Genomic DNA, 19,908 nt, shown 5'->3' with positions numbered 1-19,908 from the left:
CCACGCCTCAGCCGGCGGCGAGCTTGAGACTGAAGCCGAGGAACAGCATCGCGATCGCGGTGGTGCCGGTCGCGGCGAGCCGCCGACGGTGCTGGAACTGGGCGGCCAGGAACGTGCCGGTGAAGATCAACGCGGTCAGGTAGAGCGCGCTGGTGACCTGTGCGATCAGCCCGAGCAGCAGGAACGACAGCGCCGGCCAGGCGTACCCGGGGTCGACGAACTGGATGAAGAACGAGACGAAGAAGAGGATCGCCTTCGGGTTGAGCAGGCTGACCGTCAGCGCCCGCCGGAACGGGTCGCGGGCCGGCTCCACCTCGTCGATCAGGCGCGGCGTGGCCGGGTCGTTGCGGTCACGCCAGCGCCGCCACGCGCCGCGCAGCATGGCCAGCCCCAACCATCCGAGGTACGCCGCGCCGGCGTACTTGATCACGAGGAAGAGTGGCGGGTACGCCCGGAGCAGCGAGGCCACCCCGGCGGCGGAGAGGACCATCAGCGCGGCGTCGCCGACGAACACCCCGGCGGCGGCCCGGTAACCGGTGGCCACCCCGCGCCGGGCGGCGGTGGCGAGCACGAAGAGCGAGTTCGGCCCGGGCAGCAGCACGATCGCCACGGTGCCCAGCACGTACGTTCCGATGTCGGTGATCCCCAGCATGCCGGACATCATGAACCGGCGGGTGCCGCCGACTGAAGTCGTTTCCGCAGCCTGAGCTGTGCGTTCGGCCACTCCTCGGCGATCATCGAGTAGAGCGCGGACTGCCGCCAGGTGCCGTCGGCCCGGCGCCGGTTGGATCGCAGCGTGCCCTCCCGCACCGCGCCGAGCCGCTCGATGGCCCGCTGGGACCGCTCGTTGAGCGTGCTGGTCTGCCAGGTGACCCGCACCGCGTCCAACTCCTCGAAGGCGCGGGTGAGCAGCAGCAGTTTCGCCTCGGTGTTGATCCCGGTGCGCCACCACGGCCGGCCGAGCTGGGTGTAGCCGATCTCCACGGTCCGCAGGTCGGCGTCGGGCTGGTAGTAGGAGGTGGTGCCGACGATCGCCCCGGTGGCCGCGCAGCGCTGCACCCACGGCGTCCGGACGCCACGGAACCCGGCGTCCAGGGCGGTGCGGATCAGCTCGGCGGTCCCGGCCACGTCGGTGGGGCGTGGACTGCCGACGTGCCGCCAGACCTCCTCGTCGTCGAGCGCGGCGTGCAGCTCCTCGGCGTGTGCGAGGTCCAGCGGTTCCAACACGACGTGCTCGCCGCGCAGCACCACCGGCTCCAGCCAGGGCGAGTGCGCCGGCCGCAGGTACGCCGGCACCGGCGCGGTGACGCCGACGTCCGGTTCGGGCCGCCCCGGCGTCAGTCGCAGCGGCAGCACCCCGGCCCAGTGCGGCAGGTCCGCGTCGGCGGGCTCGTCGTTGACGCCGCCGGTGCGCGTCCGCACCGACACCTCCCGCAGCGGCAGCGCCAGCACCGCGGTCTCGGCCAGCTCGCGCCGGTTCGGCGGCCGGCTCTCGGTGGACCGGCCGGTGGCCACCTTCTCCACCAGCGCGGTCAGCACGGCGGCCTTCTCCCGCTCGTCGGTGACCAGCCGGGCGGTGCCGTGCACGACCACGGACCGGTAGTTGGCGCTGTGGTGGAACTGGGAGCGGGCGTAGACCAGCCCGTCGAGGTGGGTGACCGCGACGCTGACCGGCAGCCCGTCCGCGCCCCGGGCGGCCAGCAGCGGCCGGCTGCCGGTGGAGCCGTGCAGGTAGAGCGTCTCGTCGACGCGGACGTGCAGGGTCGGCAGGACGCGTGGCTCGCCGTCCACGGTGAACGCCAGCGCGCAGTGGTAGGCCTCGTCGAGCAGCGCGTGGGCGGTGGCCCGGTCGTAGAGCATCCGGTCGCGGGTGCGGGCGGCGGTGGTGCGTTCGGTCCGGGGGTACATGCGATCTCCCGCTTTGTTCTAGTACAATCTCCGAACTGTGTCAGCACGTTATCAGATCAGCGGTGCCACGTCGGCGGCCATTTCGGCGAGCGTGGAGGCCGCCGTCCGCACCGGCGCGCTCGCCCCGGGCGACATGCTGCCCGCGGTCCGGGCGCTCGCCGGGGAGCTCGGCGTCAGCCCGGCCACCGTCGCCCGGGCGTACCAGGACCTGCGGCAGCGCGGCCTGGTCGTCACCGCCGGCCGGCACGGCACCCGGGTCCGGTCCCGCCCGCCGGTGGCCGCCCGCCGCGCGGCGCTGCTGCCGCCACCGCGCCCCGACGCCCGCGACCTCGCCGGCGGCCACCCCGACCGTCGGCTGCTGCCGCCGCTCGGGCCGCACCTGGCCGCGCTCGCCGCCGGATTCGGCGCCCCCACCGGGTACGCGGAGGCCGCCGTCCGGCCCGAACTGGCCGCCGCCGCCCGGGAGCGGTTCGCCGCCGACGGGGTGCCCGCCGACGAGCTGACCGTGACCGGCGGCGCGCTGGACGGCATCGAGCGGCTGCTCGCCGCCCACCTGCGCCCCGGCGACGCGGTCGCGGTGGAGGACCCGGGGTGGGCCAACCTGCTCGACCTGGTCGCCGCGCTCGGGCTGCGTACCGTCGGGGTGCCGGTGGACGACGAGGGCCCGACCGTGGCCGGGGTGCGGGCCGCGCTGACCGCCGGGGTCCGGGCGCTGGTGGTGACCAGCCGGGCCCAGAACCCGACCGGCGCGGCCGTGTCCGCCGACCGGGCCACGGCGCTGCGCACGCTGCTCGCCGGCCGGGCTGACCTGCTGCTGATCGAGGACGACCACGCCGCCGAGCTGGCCCGCGTACCCCTGCACCCGCTCGCCGGGGCGACCCCGGCGTGGGCCTTCGTCCGGTCGGTGAGCAAGCCCTACGGGCCCGACCTGCGGCTCGCCGTGCTGGCCGGCGACGAGGCCACGGTGGCCCGGGTGGCCGGCCGCGCGCAGGTCGGCGCCGGCTGGGTCTCCACCGTGCTGCAACGCCTGGTCCTGTCGCTCTGGCGCGATCCGGCCACCGCGGAGCTGGTGCGGCGCGCGGCGGACGGCTACGACCGGCGGCGGGACGGGCTGGTCGCCGCGCTCGCCGCGCGCGGGCTGGCCGCGCACGGGCGCACCGGGATCAACGTCTGGGTGCCGGTGCCGGACGAGACGGTCGCGGTCACCGGGCTGCGCGACGCCGGCTGGTCGGTGGCGCCCGGTGGCCTCTACCGGATCGCCGCCGCGCCCGCCGTCCGGATCACGGTCAGCACGCTCGACGAGACCGACCTGCCGGCACTCGCCGACGCGCTGGCCCGCGCCACCCAGCCGATGAAAGGCGGGGCCCTCTATTGACGCTCCGGTATAGGCCGGGCCCCCGCCCAACACGCGCCGGGGAGGTGTCGCGTGGCGGGCGGCGGACGGGGTAGAACAGTGCGCATGGTGGAGACCGAGGGGGCGCCCGGCGCGCAGGAGTTCATCCCGCCGGCGGCGGACACCATCGACGAGTTGCGCGCCGCGGCGGCCGGCTGCCGCGGCTGCGAGCTGTACCGGGACGCGTCGCAGACGGTCTTCGGCCGCGGCGACGAGAGCGCCCGGCTGGTGTTCGTCGGCGAGCAGCCGGGGGACGTGGAGGACCAGCAGGGCCTGCCGTTCGTCGGCCCGGCCGGCCGGCTGCTGCGCAGGGCCGTGGACGACGCCGGCCTCGATCCCGGCCAGATCTACCTGACCAACGCGGTGAAGCACTTCCGCTTCGAGCTGCGCGGCAAGCGGCGCATCCACCAGACTCCGGACCGGGTGCACATCACCGCCTGCCGGCCCTGGCTGGTCGCCGAGTTCGCCCGGCTGCGCCCGGAGATCGTGGTGGTGCTCGGCGCCACCGCCGCCAAGGCGCTGCTCGGCCCGACGTTCCGGGTGACGCGGCAACGCGGCGAACTGCTGCCCTGGCCGGCCGCCGCCCAGCACCCGGAGGACTTCGCACGGGTGCCGGTGGACCGGGCCGGCGCCGTCGCCGACGCGCCGGACACCCGGCTGCTCGCCACCATCCACCCGTCCGCCGTGCTGCGCGCCGACAACCAGGACATCGCGTACGAGGGCCTGGTCGCCGACCTCAAGGTGGCGGCCGGCGTGCTGCGCTGAGCCGGTCGCGGGAGGACACTGCCGGGTTGGCGCGCTGCCCGAGGGGCCGAGCGTCCGGGGAGACACATCGACAGGTGTGCGATATACCCGTGAGTCATAATTATGACGCAGAGGTATATCGCTTCAGGTGATCCCGTTGTCCCGCCCCGACACGCCGCACGCGCGAGCGCCCGAGGCCGTCCGGCTCGGAAGCCGGGTCAGCCGAACCGTGACCGGGCCGCGGCGGGCCGAGCCGCCGGTTCGGTGATCGTGGCGGACCACGTGGTCGACCTCGCCGGCGCCGGCGTCATGCCGGTTTCTCAGCGTCCCTGCCAGGTGCAGAGGCAGACCCGGTTGCCGTCCGGGTCGGCGAGCACCCAGAAGTGCGGCGCCTCCGCGTCGCTGACCAGCGTGCCGCCGGCCGCGAGCGCCGCCTCGATGCGCGACGCGACAGCGGCCGGGTCGACCCACACGTCCGGGTGCCAGCGCTGTCGGGGCTCCTCGCGGCCGGACGCCTGGAACCAGATCGTGGGCAGCGCGCCGGCCGGGTCGCGTACCTCGTCGGCGGCGTCGTCCGCGCCGTCCGGTCGTTCCCACGCGAGGACCGCCCGCCAGAACGGCGTGACGGCGGCGTGCTCCGGGCTGTCCAGCGCGAACTCCAGGCGGGACACCCCGGCCGGCGACGGGGACAGGCCGGCGTCGGCGGCGAGTGCCGAGATGGTCCGGGCCAGCCGCAGGTCCCGGCCGGTGACACCACCGACGTCGTGCGACCACAGCCGCACGTCCACGAAGGTGTAGCGCAGGTCCAGGTCGGGATGATGGTCCATCCGCTCGGCCGCCGCGCCGACCGCGGCCACCAGCGCCAGGCCGGCCGCGAAGTCGGGGGTACGGATGCGTGTGTGCAACGCGCCCAGCAGGTACGTCCACCCGTCCAGCCCGGCGTCGGCGATCTGTGCTCCGGTCAGCGTGGCCATCGGGTCATCCTGACGCGCGTCCCGCCGACCCGCCACCCTCCACACCGAATGATCCGGGGAGTCCGCGGGTGCCGGGAGCGCCGGCTGCGGGTGCGGCTCGCCCCTGTTGAGGGCGGGTGAGCGGTGCCAGACTGGCCGCCATGGAGCAGCATCTCTACCAGCCCGTGCACGACGAGTTCCGGGACCTGTGCCGTCGGTTCCTCGCCCGGGAGGCGGTGCCGCACCACGAGCGGTGGGAGGCCGAGGGCGTCGTCGACCGCGCGGTGTGGCGGGCCGCGGGCGCGGCCGGGCTGCTCGGCCCCGACGTGGACCCGGCGTACGGCGGCGGCGGGCAGCGCGACTTCCGGTTCAACGCGGTGCTCGACGAGGAGATCATCGCGGCCGGCTGCACCGGTCTGGGCTTCGGCCTGCACAACGACGTGGTGGCGCCGTACCTGACCGAGCTGACCACCGTCGAGCAGCGCGAGCGCTGGCTGCCGGGCTTCTGCTCGGGTGACCTGGTCACCGCGATCGCGATGAGCGAGCCGGGCGCGGGCAGCGACCTGGCCGGCATCCGCACCACCGCGGTCCGCGACGGTGATTCGCTGGTGCTCAACGGCCAGAAGACGTTCATCACCAACGGTGAGCTGGCCGACCTCGTGGTGGTGGTGGTCAAGACCGCGCCGGAGCAGGGCGCGCACGGGGTGAGCCTGGTGGTGGTGGAGCGTGACACGCCGGGCTTCGGTCGGGGGCGCCGGCTGGCCAAGGTCGGGCTGAAGGCCAACGACACCGCCGAGCTGTTCTTCGACGACTGCCGGGTGCCGGCGGAGAACCTGATCGGCGCCGAGAACCAGGGCTTCTACCACCTGATGGCCAACCTGCCCCGGGAGCGGCTGAGCATCGCGGTCGCCGCGGTGGCGGCCTGCGAGAAGCTGCTCGCGCTCACGCTGGAGTACGCCCGCTCGCGGGAGGCGTTCGGCCGCCCGATCGGCACGTTCCAGCACAACCGGTTCCTCCTCGCCGAACTGGACACCGAGGTCACCATCGCGCGGACGTTCGTGAACCACTGCGTCGCCGAACACGACGCGGGCCGGCTCTCGGTGACCGACGCGGCGAAGGCGAAGTGGTGGACCACCGAGTTGCAGACCCGGGTCGCCGACCGGTGCGTGCAACTGCACGGCGGGTACGGCTTCATGGCGGAGTACCCGGTGGCGAAGGCGTGGCTGGACAGCCGCGTGCAGACCATCTACGGCGGCACCACCGAGATCATGAAGGAGATCATCGGCCGGGGACTCGGCCTGTGAACGCCATGGCCACCGACCTGACCGCGCCGGTCCCGACCCGGCCCGACGTCGCCGCCATCCAGCGACGTACCCTCCGGCTGCTCTTCCTCACCCAGATCGTCGGCGGCCTCGGCGTGGCCATCGGCATCTCGGTCGGCGCGCTGCTCGCCGCCCGGATCGCCGGCACCGCCCTGGCCGGGCTGGCGCAGAGCGCCGGGGTGGTCGGCGCGGCGCTGCTCGCCGTACCGGTGACCCGGCTGATGGCGGCGCGCGGGCGGCGACCCGGCCTGGTCCTGGCCTACCTGGTCGGCGCGACCGGCGGCGCGCTTGTGGTGGCCGCCGCCGTGACCCGGCTGGTGCCGCTGCTCTTCGTCGGCATGCTGCTGTTCGGCGGCGGCACGGCGGCCAACCTCCAGGCGCGTTACACGGCGGTGGACCTGGCCGAGCCGGAGCGTCGGGGCCGGCAGCTCTCGCTGGTGGTCTGGGCCACCACCATCGGCTCGGTGACCGCGCCGAACCTCGCCGCGTTCGCCGACGACGCCACCCGGGGCTGGGGCGTGCCGACGCTGGCCGGGCCGTTCGTCTTCAGCGCCGTCGCGTTCACGCTGGCCGCCGCCGTCCTCTTCGCGTTGCTCCGCCCGGACCCGCTGCGCACCGCGCGCCGGCTGGCGGCGGCCGAACCGGCCGCCCACGCCGGCCCCGCCCGGACGGTCACCCGCCGCGGCGGCATGGTCTCCGCGTGGCGGACGGTACGCCGGCGGCCGGCCGCCCGCCTCGGCATCGCCGCGGTCGCGGTGGGGCACCTGGTGATGGTCGCGGTGATGTCGATGACACCGGTGCATCTCGGCGAGTGGCACTCCGACGCGGACGTGCTGCGGGTGGTCGGCATCGTGCTCAGCCTGCACATCGCCGGCATGTACGCGCTCTCGCCGGTGGTGGGCTGGCTGACCGACCGGCTGGGCCGTCGGCCGGTGATCCTCGGCGGCGTGGCGCTGCTGCTGGCCGCGTGCGCGGTGGCCGGCACCGCCGGGCACCACACCCCGCCGCTCTCGGTGGGGCTGGCGCTGCTCGGGCTGGGCTGGTCGGGCACCATGGTGGCGGGCTCGACGCTGCTGTCGGAGTCGGTGCCCGCCGCCGACCGGCCCGGTGTGCAGGGCCTGTCCGACCTGCTGATGGGGCTGGCCGGGGCGGGTGCGGCGGCGGTGAGCGGGTTCGTCCTGCGGGCCGTGGGGTACCCGACGCTCACCCTGCTGGCGGCGATCGCGGTGGTGCCGCTGGTGGCACTGGCGTTGCGGCGTCCGGCGGCGGACGCCGGTTCCGGCACGGACGGACACGACGAGGAGGACTGAACACGTGCGGCTTACCGACTTCTGGACGCGTCTGGAGGAGGCGTTCGGGCCGGGCTACGCGGCGAGCATCGCCAGCGACCAGGTGCTGTCGCAGCTCGGCGGGCGGACCGTCGAGCAGGCGCTCGCGGCCGGTGAGGAAACGCACGTGGTGTGGCGCGCGGTGGTCGCCGCGTATCCCGACCGCGTGCCCGCACGACTACGCTGAGCAGCCTTTTCGTTGGTTCCGCGTGTCGCTTGTCCAGTCGTACACCTGTTCGGCTATTGTCCACAGCGGGGTGCTCGTCCACAGCTCACGGCCCGTCGGCTGGTTTTCTGTCGGACCCAGCGCCTAGCGTGTCCCGCGTGACGCGAAGCTCAGGAAAGACGCCGGCGAAGGCAGGGGTGGCAACGATGGCGGCAGGTCCTGACCGGGAGAAGGCGCTAGACCTTGCTCTCGCTCAGATCGACAAGCAGTTCGGCAAGGGTTCGGTGATGCGGCTGGGGGAGCGGCCCGTCGTGCAGACGGCGGTCATCCCCACCAGTTCCATCGCGCTTGACGTGGCGCTCGGCGTGGGCGGTCTGCCCCGCGGCCGGGTCGTCGAGATCTACGGTCCGGAGTCCAGCGGCAAGACCACGGTCGCCCTGCACGCGGTGGCCAACGCCCAGCGGGCCGGCGGCATCGCCGCGTTCATCGACGCCGAGCACGCGCTCGACCCGGAGTACGCGAAGGCGCTCGGCGTCGACACCGACGCCCTGCTGGTCTCCCAGCCGGACACCGGTGAGCAGGCGCTGGAGATCACCGACATGCTGGTCCGCTCCGGCGCGATCGACATCATCGTGATCGACTCGGTGGCGGCCCTGGTGCCGCGCGCCGAGATCGAGGGCGAGATGGGCGACAGCCACGTCGGCCTCCAGGCCCGGTTGATGAGCCAGGCGCTCCGGAAGATCACCGGCATCCTCAACAACACCGGCACCACCGCGATCTTCATCAACCAGCTCCGCGAGAAGATCGGCGTGATGTTCGGCAGCCCGGAGACCACCACCGGTGGTCGGGCGCTGAAGTTCTACGCCTCGGTCCGGCTCGACGTGCGCCGCATCGAGAGCCTCAAGGACGGCACCGACGTGGTCGGCAACCGCACCCGGGTCAAGGTCGTGAAGAACAAGGTGGCCGCGCCGTTCAAGCAGGCCGAGTTCGACATCATGTACGGCAAGGGCATCTCCCGTGAGGGCTCCCTGATCGACGTCGGCGTGGAGCAGGCGATCATCCGCAAGTCCGGCGCCTGGTACACCTACGACGGTGACCAGCTCGGCCAGGGCAAGGAGAAGGCCCGCGAGTTCCTTCGCGAGAACCCGGACGTGGCGGCCGAGATCGAGAAGAAGATCCTGGAGAAGCTCGGCGTCGGCACCGGTGGTGCGGGCGACGCCGCCGGCGGCCCGGAGTTGCCGCCGGTCGACTTCTGATCCGCTGACCGTGGCAGGACGACGCGCCCGTACGGGGCGGGGCTGGGATGCCGGCCCACCCCGTACGGGTGACGCCACCGGCGCGCCCCAGCCCCGCCGTGGCCGCCGTGGTCGCGCGGCGGAGCCCGATCCGGGGGAGGCTCCGGCTCCGCCGCGCGACGAGGCCGAGCGGGCCCGGGAGATCTGCCTGCGGCAGCTCGCCACCCGACCGCGCACCCGGGCCGAGCTGGCGGGCGTGCTCGCCCGGCGCGGCATCTCCGAGGAGATCGCCGAGCAGGTCCTCGACCGCTACGACGAGGTCGGCATCGTCGACGATGCGGCGTTCGCCCAGGCCTGGGTGAGCAGCCGGCACACCGGCCGTGGGCTGGCCCGCCGGGCGCTCGCCAACGAACTGCGCCGGAAGGGCGTCGACGATGAGCTGGCCGGCGTGGCGCTGGACGGGATCGACGAGGAGGCCGAGGCGGAGACCGCCCGGGCCCTGGTGGACCGGAAGCTGCGCACCACCCGCGGCGAGCCCGATGCGGTGTTCCGGCGGCTGGTCGGCATGCTGGCGCGCAAGGGCTACCCGGCCGGCGTGGCGATCCGTGCGGTGAAGGACGCGTTGGCCGCGCAGAGCGCCGAGGCGGCGGAGTTCGCCGAGCACATCGACGCCGACGCCCTGGCCGACGCGGAGCACGACCTCGACGCCCGCCGGCACGACTGAGCGTCCGGGCCGGCATGCGACGGGTTCCGGCCCGGCGGCGTCGCGGGCTCGTGGGGAAGGGGTGCACACCGGTGCTGAAGGCATGCCTGAACGGTGGGCGGCGACGGGACGAGCATCCCGCCGTACCGCTCACCCCGGCCGAGTTGGCCGCCGACGCCGCCCGCTGCGCGGCTGCCGGGGTGGCCGCGGTGCATGTGCACCCGCGCGACGACAGCGGCGTCGAGTCCCTCGACCCGGCGGTGATCGCCGCGGCGGTCGACGCCGTCCGGGCCGCCTGCCCCGGCCTGCCGGTCGGGGTCAGCACCGGCGCCTGGATCGTGCCCGACCCGGCCGAACGGGTGGCCGCCGTGCGCGCCTGGTCGGTGCTGCCCGACTTCGCCTCGGTCAACGCCCACGAACCGGGCGCGGCGGCGGTCGCGGCGGCCCTGCACGAGCGCGGCGTGATGGTCGAGGCCGGCCTCTGGACGGTGGCGGCGGTCGACGCCTGGCGTCGCTGGTCGGCACCGACCGGTCGGGTCCTCGTCGAGTGCATGGCCGAACCGGCGGAGGCGGCGCTCGCCGACGCGGTGGCGATCCTCGACGCGCTGCCCGCCGGGTGCCCGCCGGTGCTGCTGCACGGCGAGGGTCCCGCCACCTGGCCGGTGTTCGCCGAGGCGGTCCGCCGGCGCCTGCACACCCGCATCGGCCTGGAGGACACGCTGCTGCTCCCGGACGGCACCGTCGCGCCGGACAACACCGCCCTGGTCGCCGCCGCCCGCAGCCGTGCCCCGGGGGACGGGGTGTGAGCAGGCGGTAAAGGTCACGGTAGGATGACGGGCGGCGAGGTTTGTCCAGCCCTGTCCGGCATATTCTCAGCGCTCCGTGACGGCCTAACTTCTCTCCGTCCGGGTGGTTTGATCATGACTCCTTGACCGAACGGGCCCTCGCGACCTAGCCTCGCCATACAGGCTCACTTTGCCCGACCAGCGCAGGCTAAGCGCACAACATAGATCGCGTAACAGAACAGCATCACTTTGGCCAGCTTCACCGGCCCTTGACGGCAGCTCCGGACCCGGTCCGGAGCGTCCGACAACTGCAACCGGCCGCTGGCGGTGCCCCTGGAGGGCGCCGCCGACGGAAAGCTGCCCACAGCCAGCCGCTCCGGTCGGGCGTCCAGAGTCGCAGGCGCGTGCCGGTCGGCGCGTGTCCTGCGGCGCCGACGTTCAGGGGAGGCGGCCATGGCGCGGCGGCACAGGTTCACCGGCGGTCTGCCACACGGTCCCGGCCGCTCCTCGCCGGGTGGACCATCCGGGCCGACCGACGGGCTCCGACCGGGTCACCGGACGACGCGGGCGGACGGCCCACGACCGGTCGACGCGAACCGGACCGGTCGGACGACGCGCGTCGGCGCGGGAGCACACCGGTGCGGAGCGGCGCGATGAGCGGTTTCGACGTCGTCCTCCTCGTGGTGGTGCTGCTGCTGGTCGTGGTGGTGGTCGGCGCCGTGCTGTTCGGCGTGCGGACGATCCAGCGGCTCAGCCTGGCCCCGCCGCCGGAGGACCCGGCCTTCATCGCGGAGAAGGACCGGCAGGAACAGTCTCTGGCCGCGTTGCGCACCGCCGCCGACGAGGTCAACAGCACCATCGATGTGGCGAAGTCGGCCGCCTCCGCGGCCCGCGCCGAGGCCGCCGCCGCCAAGGCCGAGGCGAAGGCCGCCCGCGCGGAGGCGCGACGGGTGCTCGACGACGCCCGCGCCGAGGCCGACACCGTGCTGGAGCGGGCGCACAAGCAGGCCGAGGCGGACGCCGAGCAACTGCGCACCACCGCGCGGCGCAGCGGCGAGCGGGAGGTCGCGGTGCTCGCCGCCACCACCCGCGAACAGGCCGCCGAGGTGGAGCGGCGGGCGGCCCGGATGGACGAGCGGGAGCGGCTGCACACCGAGGAGGTGGAGCGGCTCGCCGAGCGGGAGCGGCAACTCACCGCCGCCAACGCCGCGCTCGCCGCCCGGGAGGCCGCGCTGACCGAGCGCGAGCGGGCGCTGACCGAGGTGGAGGAGCAGCGCCGCCGCGAGTTGGAGCGGGTGGCCGGGCTGACCGCTGACGCGGCGCGGGCCGAGCTGGTCGAGTCGATCGAGGGGCAGGCCAAGCGGGAGGCCGCGCTGCTGGTCCGGGAGATCGAGTCGGACGCGCGGGGCACCGCCGAGCAGCGCGCCCGGCACATCGTGGTGGACGCCATCCAGCGGGTGGCCAGCGAGCAGACCGCGGAGAGCGTGGTGAGCGTGCTGCACCTGCCCGGCGACGAGATGAAGGGTCGGATCATCGGCCGGGAGGGGCGCAACATCCGCGCCTTCGAGTCGGTCACCGGCGTCAACCTGATCATCGACGACACGCCCGAGGCGGTGCTGCTCTCCTGCTTCGACCCGGTCCGCCGGGAGGTCGGCCGGCTGACGCTGGAGAAGCTGGTGCTGGACGGGCGGATCCATCCGCACCGGATCGAGGAGGTCTACGACCTGGCCCGCCACGAGGTGGAGGAGCTGTGCCACCGGGCCGCCGAGGACGCCCTGGTCGAGGTGGGCATCACCGAGATCCACCCGGAGCTGGTCACCCTGCTGGGCCGGCTGCGTTACCGGACGTCGTACGGGCAGAACGTGCTCAAGCACCTGGTGGAGACCGCGCACATCGCCGGCACCATGGCCGCCGAGCTGCGCCTGGACGTGCCGACCATCAAGCGCTGCGCGTTCCTGCACGACATCGGCAAGGCGCTCACCCACGAGGTGGAGGGCAGCCACGCCATCATCGGCGCGGACCTGGCCCGCAAGTACGGCGAGGCGGAGGACGTGGTGCACGCCATCGAGGCGCACCACAACGAGGTGCCGCCGCAGACCATCGAGGCGGTGCTCACCCAGGCGTCGGACGCCTGCTCGGGCGGGCGGCCCGGGGCCCGGCGGGAGAGCCTGGAGGCGTACGTCAAGCGGCTGGAGCGGATCGAGGAGATCGCGGCCGGCAAGCTCGGCGTGGAGAAGGTCTTCGCCATGCAGGCGGGCCGGGAGATCCGGGTGATGGTCAAGCCGGACGACGTGGACGACATCGGCGCGGCGGTGCTGGCCCGCGACGTGGCCAAGCAGATCGAGGAGGAGCTGACCTATCCGGGGCAGATCCGGGTGACAGTGGTGCGCGAGTCCCGGGTCACCGAGATCGCCCGCTGACGGACGTGTGGGGATGGTGGCCGGTGCCGGCCGCCATCCCCACGCTGTTTCCGGTGCCGGTGGACACCGCCGCCGTCAGCCCTGCGGCTCGGCCACCGTGGTGTCGTCCCGCGGTGCCGCGGCCTGCTTCGGGACCCGGAATCCGCGTCGCCGGGTACGCCGGTCCAACCAGTTCGCGAAGGTGGTCAACATCGAGTTGATGGCGATGTAGATGACACCCACCACGATCGCCGCGGCGACGACGTTCCCGCGGTTCGCGGACAGGTCGTTGACGCCCCGCTGGAGCAGCTCGGGGAAGGCCACGATGTAGCCGAGCGCGGTGTCCTTGAGCAGCACCACGAGTTGGCTGACGATGACGGGCAGCATGGCCCGGGCCGCCTGCGGCACCAGGATCAACTGCATCACCTGGCTCTTGCGCATGCCGACGGCGTAGGCCGCCTCGGCCTGGCCGGCCGGGATGGAGCGGATGCCGGCGCGGAACGCCTCGGCGAGCACCGAACCGTTGTAGAGCGTGAGGCCGACGACCACGGCCCAGAAGGCCGACACCGGGGCCTGGATCAGGAACGGCACACCGTAGAAGATGAAGAAGATCATGATGAGCAGCGGGACGGCGCGGAAGAACTCCACGACCGCGCCGGCCGGAACCCGGACCCACCAGTGGTCGGAGAGCCGGCCGACCGCGAACAGGACGCCGAAGGCCAGCGACAGCACCATGCCGGTGGCGGCGGCGAGCAGGGTCTGCCGCAGACCGGGCCAGATGAACTGGGTCCAGGTGGACGCCTCGGTGAAGGGCTTCCAGAGGTTGCCCTCCCACTGCCCGGCCTGGTCGAACTTGGCGTAGACCCACCACAGCAGCGCGGCCAGGCCGACGCCGAAGACGACGCTGAGCACCAGGTTGCGGACGCGGGCCCGGGGCCCGGGGTGGTCGTAGAGGACGGAGCTGGTGCTCATCAGCGCTTCACCGCCAGTCGGTTGGCCAACCAGCCGAAGAAGTAGCCGGTGGGGACGAGGATCGCGGCGAAGGTGCCGGCGAACACCAGGAAGATCGGGATCACGGCGTCGCCGTTGTCGTTGATGAGCTGCTTCATCACGCTGGACGCCTCGATCAGGCCGATGGTGCCGACGATCGTGGCGTTCTTGCACAGCGCGATGAGCACGCTGCCCAGCGGGGCGACCACGGCCCGCCCGGCCTGCGGCAGGATCACGATCCGCAGGGTCTGGAAGAAGGTCAGGCCGATCGCGCGGGCGGCCTCCGCCTGGCCGGCCGGGACGGTGTTGACGCCGGACCGGACCGCCTCGCAGACGAACGCGGCGGTGTAGACCGACAGGCCGACGACCCCGAGCCAGAAGTTGTTCAGGTCCAGGTCGTCGGAGAGGCCCACGCCCAGCGTCGAGTAGAGGCCGAAGTAGCAGAAGAAGATGATCAGCGTCAGCGGTGTGTTGCGGAAGATGTTGACCCAGGCCGCGCCGAAGCCCCGCAGCACCGGCACGGGGGAGACTCGGAAGGCGGCGAGGAGCACACCGAGCACCAGCGCGAGCACCGCCGACGCGCCGGTCAGCTTGAGGATCCAGAGAAAACCCGACAGGTACGCGTCGAGGTTGGTCGGATCAGCGAATACGTGCATGCGTCGACTCCCGGGGCACGTCGTCGGCGTCGTGACAGCCCAGGGCCGGCACCCCGCGGGGTGCCGGCCCTGGAACAGGTCAGACGCTGCCGCAGTTGGTCAGCTTCGTGGTGTCCAGTTCGGGTGCGGCCTTGCCGCTCTTGCCCAGGGTGGCGTCCCAGGCGGCCTTGTACGTGCCGTCGGAGGCGGCGGTCTTGAGGATCTCGTTGATCTTCTCGCAGCCGTCCTTGTCGTCCTTCTTCAGGCCGATGCCGTAGGGCTCGGTGGAGAAGGTCTTGCCGACGACCTTGAACTTGCCGGCGTACTGGGACTGCGCGGCGTAGCCGGCGAGGATGATGTCGTCGGTGGTCACCGCGTCGACCTGGCCGCCCTCAAGCGCGGTGATGCACTTGGAGTACGCGTCGAACTGCTGGAGCTTGGCCTTCGGGTAGTCGGTCTGGATCCGCTTGGCCGGGGTGGAGCCCTGCGCCGAGCAGACCTTCTTGCCGTCCAGACCCTCGGGGCCGGTGATCGTGGAGTCGGCCTTGACCAGCAGGTCCTGGCCGGCGATGAAGTACGGCCCGGCGAAGTTGATCTTCTGCTTGCGCTCGTCGTTGATGGTGTAGGTGGCCACCACCAGGTCGACGGTGCCCTGCTGGATGAAGGGCTCGCGGTTGGCCGAGACGGTGGTCTTCCACTCGATGTTGTTCGCGTCCACGCCGAGGCCCTTGGCCACGATCTTGGCGATCTCGATGTCGAAGCCCTCGTACTGGCTGCCGGTCTGGATGCCGAGGCCCGGCTGGTCGGCCTTCACGCCGATGACCAGCTTCTTCTGGCTCTGGGCCTTGCCGATGACGCCCTTGGCCCCGCCGCTGCCGGAACCGCTGTCCCCGTCGCCGCCGCAGGCGCTCATGCCGAGCGCCAAGGTCGCCGCCGCGGCTACCGCCGCCACGCGCTTCATACGCATACTCATCTCCTTCTTCGACGGAGCCGCCGGGGACGACTCCACTACGGGACGCTCAGTGCGTGAGGATCTTGGAGAGGAAGTCCTTGGCCCGCTCGCTGCGCGGGTTCGCGAAGAACTCGCTCGGCGGCGCGTCCTCGACCAACTTGCCGTCGGCCATGAAGATGACCCGGTTGGCCGCGTGCCGGGCGAAGCCCATCTCGTGCGTGACCACCACCATGGTCATGCCGTCGCGCGCCAGCGAGGTCATCACGTCGAGCACCTCGCCGACCATCTCCGGGTCGAGCGCGCTGGTCGGCTCGTCGAAGAGCATGGCCTTGGGCTGCATGGCCAGCGCGCGGGCGATCGCCGCCCGCTGCTGCTGACCGCCGGAGAGCTGGGCCGGGTACTTGTCCGCCTGGTTGGCGATGCCGACGCGGTCGAGCAGCGCCAGGCCGCGCTCGCGGGCGGCGGCCGGCTTCTCCTTGCGGACCTTGACCGGCCCGAGCGTGACGTTCTCCAGGATGCTCTTGTGCGCGAAGAGGTTGAACGACTGGAACACCATGCCGACCTCGCTGCGCAGCTTGGCCAGGGGCTTGCCCTCGGCCGGCAGCGGCTGCCCGTCGAACGTGATGGTGCCGTCGTCGATCGGCTCCAGCCGGTTGATGGCGCGGCACAGCGTCGACTTGCCGGAGCCGGACGGGCCGATCACCACGACCACCTCGCCCCGGCCGACGGAGAGGGACACGTCGTCGAGCACGTGCAGCGGCCCGAACCACTTGTTGACCCCGTCGAGCACGATCAGCGGGTCGCCCGTCGTCACGATCGTCCACCGTCCCTGTCGTCCGTGCCGGAACAGAGGGTCGGTCGACCCCCGGTTGGGCAACTGTAGGCGGGGTGACGTGGCGGAACGCAACTCAGTTGGTCACGGAGCGGTAACACCGGTCACCGGTGTGCCGGCGGGTCCGAATTCCGTCACCGGCCGGGGCGTCCGAGTGGCGACGCGGTCGTGTCGCGGAGATCATGAACCGGTGACCGACACGTTCCGGCTGACCGACCACGCCCGCGGCGGCGGCTGCGCCTGCAAGATCCCGCCCGGCGAGCTGGAGGCGATGGTCGCCGGGCTGGGCCCGAGCGGCGGCGTCGCCGAGCTGCTGGTCGGCCTGGAGAACGGCGACGACGCCGCGGTGGTCCGGCTGGACGAGCGCACCGGCCTGGTGACCACCGCCGACTTCTTCACCCCGGTGGTCGACGACGCGTACGACTGGGGCCGCATCGCCGCCGCGAACGCGCTCTCCGACGTGTACGCCATGGGCGGCACGCCGCTGGTCGCGCTCAACCTGCTGTGCTGGCCGCGTGAGGTGCTGCCGCTGGAACTGGCCCGGGAGGTGCTGCGCGGCGGGCAGGACGTGGCCCGCGAGGCGGGCTGTCACCTGGCCGGCGGGCACAGCGTGGACGACGACGGCCCGAAGTACGGCCTGGCGGTCACCGGGGTGGTCCGCCCGGACGAGCTGATCACGTTGGACGCCGGGCGGGCCGGGCTGCCGCTGTCGCTGACCAAGCCGCTCGGCGTCGGCGTGCTCAACACCCGGCACAAGCAGACCGGGGAGCGGTTCGCGGAGGCGGTCGACTCGATGGCCCGGCTCAACCGGGACGCCGCCCGCGCCGCGGTGGCCGCCGGCATCCGCTGCGGCACCGACGTGACCGGCTTCGGGCTGCTCGGGCACGCCTCGAAGCTGGCCCGCGCCAGCCGGCTCACGGTCGTGATCGACACCGCCGCGGTGCCCTACCTGCCGGGCGCGCGGGAGGCGCTGCGTGACGGGTACGTCAGCGGTGGCACCCGACGCAACCTGGAGTGGGTGACGCCGTGGACCGACGCCGGCGGCGCCGACGAGTCCGAGCGGCTGCTGCTGGCCGACGCGCAGACGTCGGGCGGCCTGCTGGTGGCCGGCGAGGTGCCGGGCGGCACGGTGGTCGGCGAGCTGCTGCCCGCCTCCGACCACCTGATCCGGCTCCGCTGACCGGCGTGGCAGCGATGCGGAGGCGGCACGATACCCGATAACCTGTCATCTTCCCGCTACTCAGGGCAATGGTGCCCACGGGAAATTTTGCCCGGAATGGTCACAGACCGGTAACTTGCCCCCGGTCGAGGTCAAATGCCCCCCACCATCGTCAGTAAGGCCCGATCCGGAGGCCGGTGGGACGAGCGCAGCGAGGAGGCGGCATGACCGAGCTGTGGAACTGGAGAATCGACGGCGGCGCGCCGGTGGAGGTCTACCCGGCGTTGGCCGAGGCGCTCGGCCGGGTGGTGATGCCGCTCGCCGTCGCCGACCCGGTCCGGCTCCCCGCGTACGCGGTGGTCTGCGACGTGTGGGAGGCGCCCGGCGCGTACGGCACCATGGTCGACTGCTACGGCGTGCCCGAGCGCCTGCCCGAGCTGCCCGCCGTCGCGGCGCTGGCCCGGGTGCTCGGCCGCAACTGCCTGATGCGCGACGACACGCTCGACGCCGGCCGGCACCTGCTGGTCGCCCCGGACGGCACGATCCGCCCGGTGCACTTCGACGTGGTCGAGACCGACGACGGCGAGGTGCTCAGCGACCAGCGCCTCTGCACGCTGGCCGACCCCGGCTGCCGGGGCTGGTCGCAGTGCCACCGCTCCCGGTGGGCCCCGGACTCGGTCGGGCCCGCGCTGGCCGCCGCCTGACACCCCCACCCCCGGCGCGGCCTCGGGCACGGAAACGGTGGCCTTCGCGACCCGCGAGACCACTGTTTCCGTGACACAGCGCCCGCCGGGCGGGGCGCGGGAGCGGGACGGTCCGGGCGCCCGGATACGCTGTCCGGGTCATGACTACCGCAGCCGCGGGCAGCCCGCGCACCTACCAGGTGCGCACGTACGGCTGCCAGATGAACGTGCACGACTCCGAGCGCATCTCCGGCCTGCTCGAAGACGCCGGCTACGTGCGCGCCGCCGAGTCCGTCGAGCAGCCCGACGTGGTGGTGTTCAACACCTGCGCGGTCCGGGAGAACGCCGACAACCGGCTCTACGGCAACCTCGGCCACCTGCGCCCGGTCAAGACGAAACACCCCGGGATGCAGATCGCGGTCGGCGGCTGCCTGGCCCAGAAGGACCGCGGCGAGATCGTCCGCAAGGCGCCCTGGGTGGACGTGGTCTTCGGCACGCACAACATCGGCTCGCTGCCGGCGCTGCTGGACCGGGCCCGGCACAACGCGGCAGCCGAGGTGGAGATCCTCGAGTCGCTGGAGGTCTTTCCGTCCACGCTGCCGACCCGGCGCGAGTCGACGTACGCGGGCTGGGTCTCCATCTCCGTCGGCTGCAACAACACCTGCACGTTCTGCATCGTGCCGGCGCTGCGCGGCAAGGAGAAGGACCGCCGTCCCGGCGACGTGCTCTCCGAGGTCCGGGCGCTCGTCGACGAGGGCGTGCTGGAGGTGACGCTGCTCGGGCAGAACGTCAACTCCTACGGCGTCGAGTTCGGCGACCGGTACGCGTTCGGCAAGCTGCTGCGCGCCTGCGGCGACATCGACGGGCTGGAGCGGGTCCGGTTCACCAGCCCGCACCCGAAGGACTTCACCGACGACGTGATCGCGGCGATGGCCGAGACGCCGAACGTCTGCCACTCGCTGCACATGCCGTTGCAGTCCGGCTCCGACGACGTGCTCAAGGCGATGCGCCGCTCGTACCGGTCGGAGCGCTACCTGGGGATCATCGAGAAGGTCCGGGCGGCGATGCCGGACGCGGCGATCACCACGGACATCATCGTCGGCTTCCCCGGCGAGACCGAGGCGGACTTCTCCCGCACGCTCGACGTGGTCCGGGAGGCCCGGTTCTCCTCGGCGTTCACGTTCCAGTACTCCAAGCGCCCCGGCACCCCGGCCGCCACCATGGCCGACCAGCTCCCCAAGCAGGTCGTGCAGGAGCGGTACGAGCGGCTGATCGCCTGCGTCGAGGAGATCACCTGGGCGGAGAACAAGAAGCTGGTCGGCGAGACGGTCGAGGTGCTGGTCGCGGTCGGCGAGGGGCGCAAGGACGAGCGCACCGGCCGGATGTCCGGCCGGGCCCGCGACGGCCGGCTCGTGCACTTCGCGACCGGCGAGCTGGCCGGGCAGATCCGTCCCGGCGACATCGTGCACACCGCCGTCACGTACGCGGCCCCGCACCACCTCAACGCCGACGGGGTGCCGCTGTCGCACCGGCGCACCCGGGCCGGGGACGCGGCCGAGGCGGGACGCGCCCCGCGTACCCCCGGGGTGCTGCTCGGGCTGCCGACGGTCGGCGCGCCGGCCGCGGCGCCCGCCCCCACCGGCGGCTGCGCCGCCCACTGACCACCCACCCGCTCGTGAGCAGGGCCCCCTCTTAACACCGGGTGTTAAGAGGGGGCCCTC

The 19,908-nt window shown here is 73.1% G+C and carries 19 protein-coding genes; 12 read left to right on the top strand and 7 right to left on the bottom strand.

Annotated features, from left to right (window positions below; translation table 11 throughout):
• Positions 1-7 precede the first annotated feature (7 nt).
• Complete coding sequence (gene leuE / locus VKK44_RS20715; RefSeq protein ID WP_343442828.1) at positions 8-664, bottom strand: leucine efflux protein LeuE; 657 nt, start codon at positions 662-664, stop codon at positions 8-10.
• A complete protein-coding gene (locus VKK44_RS20710; RefSeq protein ID WP_343442827.1) occupies positions 661-1,908 on the bottom strand; it encodes a bifunctional pyridoxamine 5'-phosphate oxidase family protein/GNAT family N-acetyltransferase in 1,248 nt (415 codons plus the stop codon). Before VKK44_RS20710 ends, leuE begins: the two co-directional genes overlap by 4 nt.
• Positions 1,909-1,945: 37 nt before the next feature.
• Between VKK44_RS20710 and VKK44_RS20705 the strand changes: the two genes are divergently transcribed.
• The gene (locus tag VKK44_RS20705; RefSeq protein ID WP_343442826.1) at positions 1,946-3,283 is read left to right on the top strand and encodes an aminotransferase class I/II-fold pyridoxal phosphate-dependent enzyme; all 1,338 of its coding nucleotides are present in this window, start codon (positions 1,946-1,948) and stop codon (positions 3,281-3,283) included.
• Between the two features lie 84 nt (positions 3,284-3,367).
• Complete coding sequence (locus VKK44_RS20700) at positions 3,368-4,066, top strand: UdgX family uracil-DNA binding protein (RefSeq protein ID WP_343442825.1); 699 nt, start codon at positions 3,368-3,370, stop codon at positions 4,064-4,066.
• 299 nt (positions 4,067-4,365) lie between these two features.
• Here VKK44_RS20700 and VKK44_RS20695 read toward each other — a convergent pair whose 3' ends face one another.
• Positions 4,366-5,019 (bottom strand): 4a-hydroxytetrahydrobiopterin dehydratase, encoded by a 654-nt coding sequence (locus VKK44_RS20695; protein ID WP_343442824.1) that lies wholly within the window; start codon positions 5,017-5,019, stop codon positions 4,366-4,368.
• 140 nt (positions 5,020-5,159) lie between these two features.
• Here VKK44_RS20695 and VKK44_RS20690 point away from each other — a divergent pair, with 140 nt between their 5' ends.
• From VKK44_RS20690 to rny, 7 genes are all read left to right on the top strand, one after another.
• Positions 5,160-6,302: an acyl-CoA dehydrogenase family protein gene (locus VKK44_RS20690; RefSeq protein WP_343442823.1), complete on the top strand. Its 1,143-nt coding sequence runs from the start codon at positions 5,160-5,162 to the stop codon at positions 6,300-6,302.
• Between the two features lie 5 nt (positions 6,303-6,307).
• Positions 6,308-7,630, top strand: coding sequence for an MFS transporter (locus VKK44_RS20685; protein WP_343447835.1), 1,323 nt, complete (start codon positions 6,308-6,310; stop codon positions 7,628-7,630).
• Between the two features lie 4 nt (positions 7,631-7,634).
• A complete protein-coding gene (locus tag VKK44_RS20680; protein ID WP_018785963.1) occupies positions 7,635-7,835 on the top strand; it encodes a DUF3046 domain-containing protein in 201 nt (66 codons plus the stop codon).
• A 185-nt stretch (positions 7,836-8,020) separates the two neighbouring features.
• Positions 8,021-9,070: a recombinase RecA gene (gene recA / locus VKK44_RS20675; RefSeq protein ID WP_107159085.1), complete on the top strand. Its 1,050-nt coding sequence runs from the start codon at positions 8,021-8,023 to the stop codon at positions 9,068-9,070.
• Positions 9,071-9,080: 10 nt separating this feature from the next.
• Positions 9,081-9,773: a regulatory protein RecX gene (locus VKK44_RS20670; RefSeq protein WP_343442822.1), complete on the top strand. Its 693-nt coding sequence runs from the start codon at positions 9,081-9,083 to the stop codon at positions 9,771-9,773.
• 71 nt (positions 9,774-9,844) lie between these two features.
• On the top strand, positions 9,845-10,558 hold the full coding sequence (locus VKK44_RS20665) for a 3-keto-5-aminohexanoate cleavage protein (protein WP_343442820.1): 714 nt from the start codon (positions 9,845-9,847) through the stop codon (positions 10,556-10,558).
• 632 nt (positions 10,559-11,190) lie between these two features.
• On the top strand, positions 11,191-12,957 hold the full coding sequence (gene rny, locus VKK44_RS20660; RefSeq protein ID WP_343442818.1) for a ribonuclease Y: 1,767 nt from the start codon (positions 11,191-11,193) through the stop codon (positions 12,955-12,957).
• Positions 12,958-13,032: 75 nt separating this feature from the next.
• On the opposite strand, the gene VKK44_RS20655 is transcribed toward rny, so the two are convergent.
• From VKK44_RS20655 to VKK44_RS20640, 4 genes are all read right to left on the bottom strand, one after another.
• Positions 13,033-13,908, bottom strand: coding sequence for an amino acid ABC transporter permease (locus VKK44_RS20655; RefSeq protein WP_343442817.1), 876 nt, complete (start codon positions 13,906-13,908; stop codon positions 13,033-13,035).
• A complete protein-coding gene (locus VKK44_RS20650; RefSeq protein ID WP_343442816.1) occupies positions 13,908-14,582 on the bottom strand; it encodes an amino acid ABC transporter permease in 675 nt (224 codons plus the stop codon). The genes VKK44_RS20655 and VKK44_RS20650 overlap by 1 nt, the downstream gene beginning before the upstream one ends.
• Positions 14,583-14,661: 79 nt before the next feature.
• Positions 14,662-15,528 (bottom strand): glutamate ABC transporter substrate-binding protein, encoded by an 867-nt coding sequence (locus tag VKK44_RS20645; RefSeq protein WP_343442815.1) that lies wholly within the window; start codon positions 15,526-15,528, stop codon positions 14,662-14,664.
• Between the two features lie 52 nt (positions 15,529-15,580).
• The gene (locus tag VKK44_RS20640) at positions 15,581-16,327 is read right to left on the bottom strand and encodes an amino acid ABC transporter ATP-binding protein (RefSeq protein ID WP_343442814.1); all 747 of its coding nucleotides are present in this window, start codon (positions 16,325-16,327) and stop codon (positions 15,581-15,583) included.
• Between the two features lie 208 nt (positions 16,328-16,535).
• Between VKK44_RS20640 and selD the strand changes: the two genes are divergently transcribed.
• The 3 genes from selD (at position 16,536) to miaB (ending at position 19,848) form a co-directional block, all read left to right on the top strand.
• Entirely contained in the window at positions 16,536-17,525 is a 990-nt protein-coding gene (gene selD / locus VKK44_RS20635; RefSeq protein ID WP_343442813.1) for a selenide, water dikinase SelD, read from the top strand.
• A 203-nt stretch (positions 17,526-17,728) separates the two neighbouring features.
• Complete coding sequence (locus tag VKK44_RS20630) at positions 17,729-18,208, top strand: hypothetical protein (protein ID WP_343442812.1); 480 nt, start codon at positions 17,729-17,731, stop codon at positions 18,206-18,208.
• Between the two features lie 140 nt (positions 18,209-18,348).
• The gene (gene miaB, locus VKK44_RS20625; RefSeq protein WP_343442811.1) at positions 18,349-19,848 is read left to right on the top strand and encodes a tRNA (N6-isopentenyl adenosine(37)-C2)-methylthiotransferase MiaB; all 1,500 of its coding nucleotides are present in this window, start codon (positions 18,349-18,351) and stop codon (positions 19,846-19,848) included.
• Positions 19,849-19,908 lie beyond the last annotated feature (60 nt).

It is taken from the genome of Micromonospora sp. DSM 45708 (genome assembly GCF_039566955.1).
Taxonomy (GTDB): domain Bacteria; phylum Actinomycetota; class Actinomycetes; order Mycobacteriales; family Micromonosporaceae; genus Micromonospora.
This window is presented reverse-complemented; position numbering and strand designations above follow the sequence as displayed.

Bases quoted from the DNA above. Each gene is read 5' to 3' on its own strand.
- miaB (WP_343442811.1), top strand. From the start codon at position 18,349: ATGACTACCGCAGCCGCGGGCAGCCCGCGCACCTACCAGGTGCGCACG.
- VKK44_RS20645 (WP_343442815.1), bottom strand. From the start codon at position 15,528: ATGCGTATGAAGCGCGTGGCGGCGGTAGCCGCGGCGGCGACCTTGGCG.
- VKK44_RS20650 (WP_343442816.1), bottom strand. From the start codon at position 14,582: ATGCACGTATTCGCTGATCCGACCAACCTCGACGCGTACCTGTCGGGT.
- VKK44_RS20630 (WP_343442812.1), top strand. From the start codon at position 17,729: ATGACCGAGCTGTGGAACTGGAGAATCGACGGCGGCGCGCCGGTGGAG.
- VKK44_RS20685 (WP_343447835.1), top strand. From the start codon at position 6,308: ATGGCCACCGACCTGACCGCGCCGGTCCCGACCCGGCCCGACGTCGCC.
- VKK44_RS20695 (WP_343442824.1), bottom strand. From the start codon at position 5,019: ATGGCCACGCTGACCGGAGCACAGATCGCCGACGCCGGGCTGGACGGG.
- leuE (WP_343442828.1), bottom strand. From the start codon at position 664: ATGATGTCCGGCATGCTGGGGATCACCGACATCGGAACGTACGTGCTG.
- recA (WP_107159085.1), top strand. From the start codon at position 8,021: ATGGCGGCAGGTCCTGACCGGGAGAAGGCGCTAGACCTTGCTCTCGCT.
- rny (WP_343442818.1), top strand. From the start codon at position 11,191: ATGAGCGGTTTCGACGTCGTCCTCCTCGTGGTGGTGCTGCTGCTGGTC.
- VKK44_RS20655 (WP_343442817.1), bottom strand. From the start codon at position 13,908: ATGAGCACCAGCTCCGTCCTCTACGACCACCCCGGGCCCCGGGCCCGC.
- VKK44_RS20690 (WP_343442823.1), top strand. From the start codon at position 5,160: ATGGAGCAGCATCTCTACCAGCCCGTGCACGACGAGTTCCGGGACCTG.
- VKK44_RS20700 (WP_343442825.1), top strand. From the start codon at position 3,368: ATGGTGGAGACCGAGGGGGCGCCCGGCGCGCAGGAGTTCATCCCGCCG.
- VKK44_RS20710 (WP_343442827.1), bottom strand. From the start codon at position 1,908: ATGTACCCCCGGACCGAACGCACCACCGCCGCCCGCACCCGCGACCGG.